At 65.8% G+C, this 11,747-nt stretch carries 11 protein-coding genes; 7 read left to right on the plus strand and 4 right to left on the minus strand.

The genetic code is table 11. The annotated features are described in order from the left end of the window. Positions 1-119 precede the first annotated feature (119 nt). Positions 120-1,055, plus strand: a complete 936-nt coding sequence (locus BDW16_RS11210) for a ribose-phosphate pyrophosphokinase (RefSeq protein ID WP_066578317.1) — start codon at positions 120-122, stop codon at positions 1,053-1,055. Positions 1,056-1,194: 139 nt separating this feature from the next. Here BDW16_RS11210 and BDW16_RS11215 read toward each other — a convergent pair whose 3' ends face one another. Beyond that, positions 1,195-1,941, minus strand: coding sequence for a sulfite exporter TauE/SafE family protein (locus tag BDW16_RS11215; protein ID WP_066578319.1), 747 nt, complete (start codon positions 1,939-1,941; stop codon positions 1,195-1,197). Next, positions 1,938-2,441, minus strand: coding sequence for a sterol desaturase family protein (locus BDW16_RS11220; protein ID WP_066578322.1), 504 nt, complete (start codon positions 2,439-2,441; stop codon positions 1,938-1,940). Before BDW16_RS11220 ends, BDW16_RS11215 begins: the two co-directional genes overlap by 4 nt. A gap of 23 nt (positions 2,442-2,464) precedes the next feature. Here BDW16_RS11220 and BDW16_RS11225 point away from each other — a divergent pair, with 23 nt between their 5' ends. The 5 genes from BDW16_RS11225 (at position 2,465) to BDW16_RS11245 (ending at position 7,188) form a co-directional block, all read left to right on the plus strand. Beyond that, entirely contained in the window at positions 2,465-2,770 is a 306-nt protein-coding gene (locus BDW16_RS11225) for a hypothetical protein (protein ID WP_066578325.1), read from the plus strand. 153 nt (positions 2,771-2,923) lie between these two features. Continuing rightward, a complete protein-coding gene (gene sucC, locus BDW16_RS11230) occupies positions 2,924-4,123 on the plus strand; it encodes an ADP-forming succinate--CoA ligase subunit beta (protein ID WP_066578331.1) in 1,200 nt (399 codons plus the stop codon). Between the two features lie 707 nt (positions 4,124-4,830). Further along, positions 4,831-5,580, plus strand: a complete 750-nt coding sequence (locus BDW16_RS11235; protein ID WP_075150749.1) for an electron transfer flavoprotein subunit beta/FixA family protein — start codon at positions 4,831-4,833, stop codon at positions 5,578-5,580. Next, complete coding sequence (locus BDW16_RS11240) at positions 5,577-6,506, plus strand: electron transfer flavoprotein subunit alpha/FixB family protein (RefSeq protein ID WP_066572787.1); 930 nt, start codon at positions 5,577-5,579, stop codon at positions 6,504-6,506. Before BDW16_RS11235 ends, BDW16_RS11240 begins: the two co-directional genes overlap by 4 nt. A 76-nt stretch (positions 6,507-6,582) precedes the next feature. Next, a complete protein-coding gene (locus BDW16_RS11245; protein ID WP_066572784.1) occupies positions 6,583-7,188 on the plus strand; it encodes a phytanoyl-CoA dioxygenase family protein in 606 nt (201 codons plus the stop codon). Between the two features lie 103 nt (positions 7,189-7,291). Here BDW16_RS11245 and nhaA read toward each other — a convergent pair whose 3' ends face one another. Next, positions 7,292-8,560 (minus strand): Na+/H+ antiporter NhaA, encoded by a 1,269-nt coding sequence (gene nhaA / locus BDW16_RS11250; protein ID WP_066572780.1) that lies wholly within the window; start codon positions 8,558-8,560, stop codon positions 7,292-7,294. Between the two features lie 73 nt (positions 8,561-8,633). Here nhaA and BDW16_RS11255 point away from each other — a divergent pair, with 73 nt between their 5' ends. Next, positions 8,634-10,109 (plus strand): DUF389 domain-containing protein, encoded by a 1,476-nt coding sequence (locus BDW16_RS11255; protein ID WP_066572777.1) that lies wholly within the window; start codon positions 8,634-8,636, stop codon positions 10,107-10,109. 3 nt (positions 10,110-10,112) lie between these two features. On the opposite strand, the gene BDW16_RS11260 is transcribed toward BDW16_RS11255, so the two are convergent. Next, positions 10,113-11,690: a lysine--tRNA ligase gene (locus BDW16_RS11260; RefSeq protein ID WP_066572775.1), complete on the minus strand. Its 1,578-nt coding sequence runs from the start codon at positions 11,688-11,690 to the stop codon at positions 10,113-10,115. Positions 11,691-11,747: the final 57 nt, after the last annotated feature.

Genomic DNA, 11,747 nt, shown 5'->3' on the forward strand with positions numbered 1-11,747 from the left:
ACTGTCGTGAATTTCATTCTACTCTGCGGTGAACGGATAGGCGAATCGGCCCTTTCCCCGATGACGATCCCCTCCTAATGGGGAGGTTTGAGGACAAACTTCGCTGGGGAGCGAGACACATGAAACTGATGGCCGGCAATTCGAACCTGCCGCTCGCCCAGGCGATCGCCTCCTATCTCGAGATTCCGCTGACGCAGGCGAATGTCCGCCGCTTCGCCGACGAGGAGATTTTCGTCGAAATTCTCGAGAACGTCCGCGGCGAGGACGTGTTCGTGCTCCAGTCGACCGCTTACCCTGCGAACGACAATCTCATGGAGCTGTTGATCATGATCGATGCGCTGCGCCGCGCATCGGCCAAGCGTATCACCGCGGTGCTCCCCTATTTCGGCTATGCCCGTCAGGACCGGAAGCCCGGCCCGCGTACGCCGATCTCGGCCAAGCTGGTCGCCAACCTCATCACCACCGCGGGCGCCAACCGCGTCCTCTCGGTCGACCTTCACGCCGGTCAGATCCAGGGCTTTTTCGACATCCCGACCGACAACCTCTTCGCCGCACCGGTGATGAGCGAGGACATCAAGGCGCGCTTCTCGGACAAGAATCTGATGGTCGTCTCGCCTGACGTCGGCGGCGTGGTGCGCGCGCGTGCGCTCGCCAAACGGCTGGAGAACGCGCCGCTGGCGATCGTCGACAAGCGCCGCGAAAAGGCCGGCGAATCCGAGGTGATGAACATCATCGGCGACGTCGAAGGCCGCTTCTGCATCCTGATCGACGATATCGTCGATTCGGCGGGTACGCTGTGCAATGCCGCCGCGGCACTCAAGGCGGCCGGCGCCGAGGGCGTGGTCGCCTATTGCACCCATGGCGTGCTTTCGGGTGGCGCGGTCGCGCGCGTCGATGGGTCGGAGCTCAGCGAGCTCGTGATCACCGATTCGATCGGCAACCATGCAATCGTCGGCGAAGCGCAGCGCATCCGCCACCTTACCATCGCCCCGCTGATCGCCGAAGCGATCCGCCGCATTGCCGACGAAAGCTCGGTCTCCAGCCTGTTCGACTGAGCCGAACGCGGTCTTTCTAGCGCTCCGTCGTACTGAACTTGTTTCAGCATCCACCGTGCCGCCCGCGCTCAGCTGGCTGGGGAGAAGTGCCTGAAACGGTCCTGGGTGAGGGTAGAGGCGCGATGAGCGCCGGCTCCCTTCATCCCAGCGCCTTCCACACCAGCACCGCGCCCACCGCAATCATCAGCCAGTAGATCGCGGTGTAGAAGCGGTCGGGCGAAACCCGCCGCACCAGCCATACGCCCGCGAAAGTCGATGCGATTGCGACCGGCAGCAGGGTCACGGAGGTCAGCAGATTCTCCCGCGTGAACTGGCCGAGCGCGAGATAGGCGGGCACCTTGATCCAGTTGACCAGCGCGAAATAGATCGCGGTCGTTCCCACCAGCATGTCGCGCGGCAGGCGGCGCGGCAGCACCCAGAGCTGCCAGGGCGGTTGTCCTGCATGGGCGATCTGACTGGTGAAGCCCGAGGCGATTCCGAACAGCGACCCGACCCAGCCGGGCGAGGTCGAGGCTGCGGCGGCGCCGAGCCGGTCGCGCCACAGGCGATACGCGCCGAACAGCATCGAGATGCCGCCGACCATCGCCAGCACGGCGTCTGCCGAAACGCTGGCGGCGTACCAATAGCCCAACGCGATCCCGACCACCGCGCCCGCCAGTGTCCACCCCAGCACGAACCCGTCGATGTGCCGCCGGAACGCCCAGACGCCCACCACGTCCTGCGCGATCAGCAATGGAAGCAGGATCGCGGCGGCCTGAACCGGATCGGTGGCAAAGGCGATCATCGGCAGCGACAGCGCGCCCGCGCCGGCGAACCCACCCTTGGAAAGGCCGAGCAGCGCGACGGCGGGAATCGCCAGCGCGTAGAAGAGCGGGTCGGCGATCAGGAGCGTGCGGCCGGCACGCGCACCCCGGCATTGCCGCGCGCGTTCAGCTCGGCCTTGAGCTTCTCCGGCGCGGGCGCCCAGAGGAAGCCGAAGCTGACCGTGCCGTCCTTGCTCTCGACCGCGTGGTGCAGCCGGTGGGCCTGAACGATACGCTTCATATAGCGCGAGCGCGGCACATAGCGGTGGTCGATTCGGCGATGAACGATGACGTCATGGAAGCCGAGATAGATTGCGCCATAGGCGGCGATCCCGCCACCGATCCAGGTAAGGCCAGGCCACCAGTTGAGCTGTACCCCGGCATAGAGCAGGCCGATCGAGGGGATGGCGAAGATCACGGCATAGAGATCGTTGAGTTCGAACATGCCGGTACTGGGTTCGTGATGGCTTTTGTGCAGGAACCAGCCCGGCCCGTGCATCACCCAACGGTGGGCGGCATAGGCGACGCCCTCCATCAGCGCGATGGTGCCGAGAAACAGCAGGATGCCGATTGCGGGACTCATGGTGGGCGATATAGCGCTGCGCCATGCGAAGCGCACCTCTTCTCCTGATCGTCTTGTCCCTTTCCGGCTGCGCGGTGCCGGAGGCGCGGCTGCGCACGGGCCTGGTCAATGCCGGCCTGTCGCGCCCGCTTTCGGCGTGCATGGCCGAGCGGATGGTCGATCGGCTCTCGCTGACACAGCTGATGCGCATCGCCGATCTGCCCAAGGCGCGCGAGGCCGAGTCGGTGGATCGGTTCCTGCATCGTATCCGCTCGCTTGGCGACCCGGAGATCGTTGCGGTAGCGACCAGCTCTGCGGCGCTTTGCGCCACGGGATACGGACGAGGCTAACAGGCTACGAAATACAAGGCTTTTGGCAGCAACATCGGGTCGTCCGGCTTTTTATTGCAATTACGTCGCAATATCATACAATGCGTATTTGATTCCCGCAGGCCGCTGTGCTTAAGGCGGGCGGATTTTGCTGCAACGCAAGGGATCTGCCCCATGAACATCCACGAATATCAGGCCAAGGAACTGCTGGCGAAGTTCGGCGCGCCGATCGCCGCCGGCCACGCCGCCTTCACCGTCGAAGAGGCGGTCGAAGCCGCGAAGAAGCTGCCCGGGCCGCTGTTCGTCGTGAAGTCGCAGATCCATGCCGGCGGCCGCGGCAAGGGCAAGTTCAAGGAACTCGGCCCTGATGCGAAGGGCGGTGTTCGCCTCGCCTTCTCGCTTGACGAGGTCCGCGCGCACGCCACCGACATGCTCGGCAACACGCTGGTGACGATCCAGACGGGTGAGGCCGGCAAGCAGGTCAACCGCCTCTACGTCACCGACGGCGCCGACATCGCCAAGGAATTCTACCTCGCGCTCCTCGTCGATCGCACGACCAGCCGCATCGCCTTCGTCGTCTCGACCGAAGGCGGCATGGATATCGAGGAAGTCGCGCATTCGACGCCCGAGAAAATCCACAGCTTCGCGGTCGATCCCGCCACCGGCTTCATGCCGCATCACGGCCGCGCCGTCGCTGCCGCGCTGGGCCTGACCGGCGATCTCGCCAAGCAGGCGGCCAAGGTCGCCTCCTCGCTTTACGCGGCCTTCCTCGCCACCGATGCCGAGCAGATCGAGGTCAATCCGCTCGCGCTGACCGAGCAGGGCAACCTCCTCGTTCTCGACGCCAAGGTCGGCTTCGACGGCAACGCCATGTTCCGCCACAAGGACCTGATGGAACTGCGTGACACCACCGAAGAGGATCCGATGGAGCTCGAGGCGTCGAAGTACGACCTCGCCTATATCAAGCTCGACGGCGACATCGGCTGCATGGTCAATGGTGCCGGGCTCGCCATGGCGACGATGGACATCATCAAGCTCAACGGCATGTTCCCGGCAAACTTCCTCGACGTCGGCGGCGGCGCCTCGAAGGAGAAGGTCACCGCGGCGTTCAAGATCATCCTCGCCGACCCCGCGGTGAAGGGCATCCTCGTCAACATCTTCGGCGGGATCATGAAGTGCGACATCATCGCCGAGGGCATCGTCGCCGCGGCCAGGGAAGTGAACCTCTCGGTTCCGCTCGTCGTCCGCCTCGAAGGCACCAATGTCGAGGAAGGCAAGGCCATCCTCGCCAATTCGGGCCTTGCGATCGTTCCGGCCAACGATCTGGGCGATGCCGCACGCAAGATCGTCGCGGAGGTCAAGCAGGCCGCCTGAGGCCGCTTGCCGAGCCAGAAGCAAGAGGGGCGGGCCGGCCGGCGCGCCCCTTTTTGCTGGGTGGTGTCCGGGCTTGGCCTATCTCGCGCCGGCTTGGCGAGGATCTGCAACGCCCCGCAGCTGCGATACATCTGCGCCGCTTGCGCCTTGGGGCGGCGGATTTCGACGGTTCTTCAGGGCTATTCCGCCGACCGGGCGTTGTGTCTCGGATGCTTCCGAGGCGGGCGGCGGGGTCCGCGCCGGCTCTGGGGCAGGTGTCTGACCCATGCACGTCGTGATGAAGGTCGGAGCCGCCATCACCATCGCGCGGCGAATGAACGCAATGCGGCGGCGTCTCATATGTTCCTCCCTGATCCTGATCCCTTCGTTGCGGATTGGCAATGAATGACGAGTGAACCGTCGCTACGACAGGCGGAGGCTTCCATACCGTACTTGCGAAAAATAGAGAATCACTACAAGAATGCCGCAGACCCGATGCGGCAAAACAGCAATTTCGGGTTGCGCCCGCGCGGAAAATGCTGGCCAAGCGGGCAACGAAAATGTGATAGCGGCCGCCGAGGGTTGCCAAGGAGAAGGGCAAGGCCGTGGCGGTCAAGTTTTTGTCGTCGCCCCCACGGGCCTCCGGTCGTTAGAAGCCGGGGAACATGGGCGGTGCGAGCCGGTTCTTCTCTGTGGAATTTGGTCCTGATGCGTTGGGAAGGAATGCGATGAAAGTCTTGGTGCCGGTCAAGCGCGTGCTTGACTATAATGTGAAGCCTCGGGTGAAGGCCGACGGGACGGGGGTCGACCTCGCCAACGTCAAGATGAGCATGAACCCGTTCGACGAGATCGCCGTCGAAGAGGCGATCCGCCTCAAGGAAAAGGGCGCGGCGACCGAGATCGTCGTGGTCTCGATCGGCGAGGCCAAGGCGCAGGAAACGCTGCGGACCGCGCTCGCGATGGGCGCCGACCGGGCGATCCTGATCCAGTCCGACGGCCCGGTCGAGCCGCTCGGCGTCGCCAAGCTCCTTGCCAAGGTTGCCGCCGACGAGGCCCCCGGCCTGATCATTCTGGGCAAGCAGGCGATCGACGACGACAATAACCAGACCGGCCAGATGCTGGGCGCGCTGCTCGGCTGGGCCCAGGGCACTTTCGCGTCGAAGGTAGAGGTTGCGGGCGACAGTGTCGATGTTACGCGCGAAGTCGATGGCGGCCTTGAGACGGTGAAGCTCAAGCTTCCCGCGATCGTCACCACCGATCTTCGCCTCAACGAGCCGCGTTACGCCTCGCTGCCCAACATCATGAAGGCCAAGAGCAAGCCGCTTGATCAGAAGACGCCTGCTGATTTCGGGGTCGATGTCGCGCCGCGCCTTACCGTGGTGAGCGTTGCCGAGCCGGCCAAGCGCCAGGCGGGCGTCAAGGTTGCGGATGTGGATGAACTTGTCGCCAAGCTGAAGGCGCTGGGAGTTGCGAAATGAGCGTGCTGGTCTGGGTCGAACACGACAATGCGTCGGTCAAGGACGCGACGCTCTCTGCGGTGACTGCCGCGGGCAAGCTGGGTGATGTCGTCGCGCTGGTCGCGGGGCAGGGCGCGCAGGGCGTGGCCGATGCCGCGGCGAAGATCGCCGGCGTGTCGAAGGTGCTGCTGGCGGATGACGCCGCCTATGGCCACGCATTGGCCGAGAATGTCGCGCCGCTCGTCGCGGAGCTGATGGCCGGCTACGACGCTTTCGTCGCGCCCGCCACCACCACCGGCAAGAACATCGCGCCGCGCGTCGCCGCGCTGCTCGATGTCATGCAGATCAGCGAAGTGCTCTCGGTCGAGAGCGCCGACACCTTCACCCGCCCGATCTATGCCGGCAACGCGATCGCCACGGTCAAGTCGGCGGACGCCAAGAAGGTCCTTACCGTGCGCGGCACCGCGTTCGAAAAGGCCGCGGCGGAAGGCGGCAGTGCCTCGGTGGAAGCCGTATCGGGCAAGGGCGATTCGGGTCTCTCCAGCTTCGTCGGCGCCGAAATCGCCAAGTCGGAGCGCCCGGAGCTGACCAGCGCCAAGGTGATCGTCTCGGGCGGCCGCGCGCTCGGCTCGTCCGAGCAGTTCCATGGCCTGATCGATCCGCTCGCCGACAAGCTCGGCGCCGCGGTCGGCGCGAGCCGCGCTGCGGTCGATGCGGGCTATGCCCCCAACGACTATCAGGTCGGCCAGACCGGCAAGATCGTCGCACCGGAAGTCTATGTCGCGATCGGCATTTCGGGCGCGATCCAGCACCTTGCCGGCATGAAGGATTCGAAGACCATCATCGCCATCAACAAGGATGAGGACGCCCCGATCTTCCAGGTCGCGGACCTCGGCCTCGTGGGCGATCTGTTCAAGATCGTTCCGGAGCTGACCGAGAAGCTCTGAGCGGGCGCGGGTCGTTCACGGTCCGCTAGCCTTTGAACAGGATGGGGCGGTTCGCCTTCGGGCGGCCGCCCTTTCCGTGCTTCCGGATCTTGATCGCCTGGTCGATGCCTTGCCGGCCGGACAGGCGGGCCTGCGCTTGCGCGGTACCGCCGGCCTCGCGGGCCTGCTCGATCCGGGTTCGACGATTGCATCGGTCGCAGCCGGGGTGCTGGGGCCAAACGCACGTCCTGTGCGGGCGATCCTGTTCGATAAATCGCCGGGAACCAACTGGTCGCTGGCATGGCATCAGGATCGGACGATCGCGGTCCGTCAGCGGATCGACACACCGGACTTCGGCCCGTGGTCGACGAAGCGGGGGCTTCAGCATGTCGAGCCGCCATTCGGCCTGATCGAACGCATGGTGACGGTTCGGATTCACATCGACGATGTGCCCGAGGACAATGCGCCTCTCCTTGTGGCGCCCGGATCGCACAGGCTGGGGCGGATCGCCGAGGATCGGATCGAGGCAGCAGTTGCGGCTTGCGGTGTCGCCACCTGCCTCGCGGATCGCGGCGATATCTGGCTCTATGCGACGCCGATTCTGCATGCCTCGGCGGCGGGGCATCATCTGCATCGGCGCGTGCTGCAGGCCGATTACTCGCGGGACGAATTGCCGGGACAGCTCGAATGGCTTGGCATCTAGGCGCTAGAAACAGGTAAGGCCCGTCGCTTTCGCGGCGGGCCTCCCTGGACGATCCATTCCGCGTGGGTCTGGGTCGTCAACATGCTCTTTCTCATCGATCAAGCTAGGTAAGAACGTCGCTTTCGCCATTTGGTTCCGAAGAATCTTTGCGATCAGCATCGTCGCCCCGGGCGTCCTGCCACGGCCGCGCGAAACGCAGCACGAGGAAGCCGGCTACAGCCGACAGGATCGATCCGGCGAGCACGCCGATCTTCACCTCGTCGATCAGTTCGGGGCTGTCGGGGAAGGCAAGGCCACCGATGAACAGGCTCATGGTGAAGCCGATCCCGCACAGCATCGCGACACCATAGATCTGGGTCCAGGTGGCGCGGCCCGGGGGGCAGGCGAACCCGGTCTTCGCGGCGATCCACACGCTGCCGAAAATGCCGGCCTGCTTGCCGATGAACAGGCCGGCGGCGATACCGAGCGGGAGTGGCGCGAGCAGGATCGCGGGCGACATGCCGGCCAGGCTCACGCCCGCATTGGCAAAGCCGAACAGCGGCACGATGACGAACGCGACCCAAGGCGCGAGCGCATGCTCCAGAATATGCAGCGGCGAATCCGCGGCGTCGGGCGCACCGGGCGAGGGCTTTACCGGGATCATCATCGCGGTCAGCACGCCCGCGACGGTGGCATGCACGCCGGACAGGAACACGAAGTACCAGAGCAGCGCGCCGAGCAGCAGATAGGGCCACAGCTTCGTCACCCCGCTGCGGTTCAGCACATGCATCACCACCAGCACCAGCGCGCCGGCCGCCAGCGCGAGCGAGCCAAGGCTCTTGGTATAGGCGAGCGCGATGATCGCGACCGCGCCCATGTCATCGACGATCGCGACCGTGGTGAGGAACAGCTTGAGCGAGGCGGGCGCGCGCTTGCCCAGCAGCGCGAGCACGCCGATCGCGAAAGCGATGTCGGTCGCGGCCGGGATCGCCCAGCCGGGTGCGAGCGGTCCGCCGCCGGTGATGGCAAGATAGATCAGCGCGGGTACGACCATGCCTGCCGCGGCCGCGACGACGGGCAGCCGCCGGTCGTCCCAGCTGGAGAGCTGGCCATCGACGAACTCGCGCTTGATCTCGAGGCCGACGAGCAGGAAGAACACCGCCATCAGCGCGTCGTTGATCCACAGATGCACCGTCATCGGCCCGTATTTGGGGCTGATGACCGGTCCGGTCTCCCAATGGAGCAGGTGGAAATAGTCCGCGGACAGCCCCGGCAGATTGGCGACCAGCATCGCCAGTGCCGCCGCCGCGATCAGCAGGATACCGCCTGCCGCCTCGCTCTTCATGAAGGTGCGAAGTGCCGAAGGAGCCGTGCGCCTCGTCGTGTTCGCCATGTTGCTCCCCGTTCTGGTGAAAGCCCCTGCCTAACGGCTGGAACCACGGCGGCAAAGTCCCTAACCTTCGCGCATGGCCACCATCGCTCGCCCCCGCCGCAACCCGTTGTCGCTCTGGTGGCGGGGAACCGTCGTCGCTTCGGTCGATCATGCCGAGGTGCTGGAAAAAGTGCGCGGCGAAGCGGCGTGGAATGGCCGCTACGTCTTCATGGTCTTGATGTCGGCGGGCATCGCGGTGCTCGGCCTGCTGCTCTCGTCGCCAGCGGTGGTGATCGGCGCGATGCTGATCTCGCCGTTGATGGGGCCGATCATCGGCCTGGGCTTCGGCCTTGCCACCTTCGACGGGGACGAGATCCGCCGATCGGGCATGGCGCTGGCGCTGGGCACGGTGATCGCGGTGGGGTTCACCGCGTTGCTGGTGCTGCTCTCGCCGCTCCAGAACGTGACGTCGGAGATCGCCGCGCGCACCCGGCCCAATCTGTTCGACCTGCTCGTCGCGCTCTTCTCCGCCCTCGCCGGGGCCTATGCGATGATCCGCGGGCGCGAGGGCACGGTGGTCGGCGTCGCCATCGCCACCGCGCTGATGCCGCCGCTCGCGGTGGTCGGCTTCGGCCTCGCCACCTGGAACGGCACGGTGTTCGGCGGCGCGCTGCTGCTGTTCCTCACCAACCTCATCACCATCGCGATCTCGGCGGCGGTGATCGCACGCCTCTACGGCTTCGGGTCCGCGCTCTCGCCCAAGCAGACGATGCTTCAGACGGTGCTGGTGATCGCCGCACTGATCGCCTTCGCGATCCCGCTCGGACTGGCGCTGCGCCAGATCGCGTGGGAGACGACCGCCTCGCGCCAGGCGCGCGAGGTGATATCGAGCCAGTTCGAGGGCGGGGTGCGCCTGGCCCAGCTCGAACTCGACTATGCGCACGAGCCGCTCCGGGTGAGTGCGACGGTGCTGACCCGGCAGCTGCGCCCCGATGCCGGGCGGGGTGCAGCGGCGACGCTCGAACAGCTGTTCGGACGCGAGGTGGACGTGGCGCTCGAGCAGGTGCGCGTCGGCACCGGCGCTCAGGCGGAGGCCGCGCAGGTTTCCGCTGCGCAGAACCAGCGTGTCGCGGCGGCGGATGCGGCGGCGGCGCGGACCGCCGAGCAGCTTGCGCTGGTCGCAGGTGTCGCACCCGATGCGGTGCTGATCGACCGCGATGCCCAGCGCGCGGTGGTGACTGCCGCACCCCTGATCGGCGCCGGGATCGGCGTCTATCGCACGCTTGAGGCGCGGGTCGCCGCGAGCGCATCGGACTGGACCATCACATTGACTCCGCCGGCCGCGGCATTGCCCGACGTCGCGCAGCGCGACGGCAAGCCCGATCCCGACGCGCTCGCGACCGCGATCTGGGGTGCACAGCGGCTCAATCTGCCGATCGGCGTGTCGGGACCGGGCGCGGCGGCGGTGGTCGAGGCGCTGACCGCCGCCGGTGTCCGTGCGAGCACGGTTACCGGCACCGGATCGGGCAATGCCGCCCGGCTGCGCTGGCTCGCGCCGGCCGTCGAGTAACGCTCAGCCCGCTTTCGCCAGTGCCTCGGCGATCAGCTTCCGGCTGTTCTCGATGCCATAGAGCGCGATGAAGCTGCCCATGCGCGGCCCCTGCGAGCTGCCCAGCAGCGTCTCGTACAGCGCCTTGAACCAGTCGCGCAGCTCGGCGAAGTCACCGGTCTTGCCGATCTCATAGACGATGTTCTGGATATCCTCGGCGCTCGCATCGGCGGGCAGTGCGGCGAGATCGGCGTCGAGCCGCTTGAGTGCCGCCACCTCGACGCCCATGGGCGCGCGGCGGTTCAGCGTCGGCGCGATGAAGTCGCGGCCATAGGCCAGCGCATAGCCGATCAGCGCGTCGAGCGCCGGATGCTTCTCGGGCGTCGCATCGGGGACGTAGTTGGCGAGATAGCCCCAGACCTGCTCCTTGCTCGCCTCGCCCATCACCCCGACGAGGTTGAGGAGCAGGCCGAACGTCACCGGCAGAGTCTCGCCCGGAACATCGCCATTATGGACATGGTGGACCGGGTTGCCGAGCTTCTGCTCGACCGGCTGGTTCGGATAGTTGCCGCGGAACTGCCAGTAATCGTCCACCGCGCGCGGGATCACGCCCATATGCAGCGCCTTGGCCTTCTTCGGCTCGCGATAGATGTAGAAAGCGAGGCTCTCGTCCGGGCCATAGGTCAGCCACTGTTCGAGACTGAGGCCATTGCCCTTGGACTTGGAGATCTTCTCGCCCTTCTCGTCGAGGAACATCTCATAGTTGAAGCCCTCGGGCGGGCGGCCGCCCATCACGCGCGCGATCTTGCCGGACTGGATCACCGAATCGATCAGGTCCTTGCCTGCCATCTCATAGTCGACGCCCAATGCGACCCAGCGCATCGCCCAGTCGACCTTCCACTGCAGCTTGGCCTTGCCGCCCAGGATCGTCTGCTCGATCCGCTCGCCCTCGTCCATGAAGGCGATCATGCCGGTTTCCGGATCGAGCACCTCGACCGGGACCTGGAGCACGATTCCCGAGTTCGGGCTGATCGGCAGGACCGGGGAATAGGTCGCCTGGCGCTCGGCGCGCAGCGTCGGCAGCATCACATCCATGATGCCCTGATAGGAACGCAGGACGAGCTTGAGCGCCTCGTCGAAATTGCCGCCGGTATAATAGTCGGTCGAGGAGACGAACTCATAGTCGAAGCCGAACCGGTCGAGGAACTCGCGCAGCATCGCATTATTGTGATGCGCGAAGCTCTCATATTTCTCGAACGGGTCGGGCACCTTGGTCAGCGGCTTGCCGAGATACTGGGCGAGCATCTCCTTGTTCGGGACATTGTCGGGCACCTTGCGCAGGCCGTCCATGTCGTCGCTGAACGCGATCAGGCGGGTGGGCGCGTCCGACAGCGTCTCGAACGCGCGGCGGACCATCGTCGTGCGCAGCACTTCGTTGAACGTGCCGATATGCGGCAGGCCCGAGGGGCCGTAGCCGGTCTCGAACAGTACCGGTTCGCCGCCGGGCTTGCCGTCCGGATAGCGTTTCAGCAGCTTGCGCGCCTCCTCATAGGGCCAGGCCTTGGAGGTGAGGGCGGCGTCACGAAATGCGGAGTCGATCATGGCAAGCCGGTGCGCGATGCCGTCATGTTTTGCAAGGCTGAGCGCCCGGAAAACGGG

The sequence above is a fragment of the Sphingomonas koreensis genome (assembly GCF_002797435.1).
GTDB lineage: Bacteria > Pseudomonadota > Alphaproteobacteria > Sphingomonadales > Sphingomonadaceae > Sphingomonas > Sphingomonas koreensis.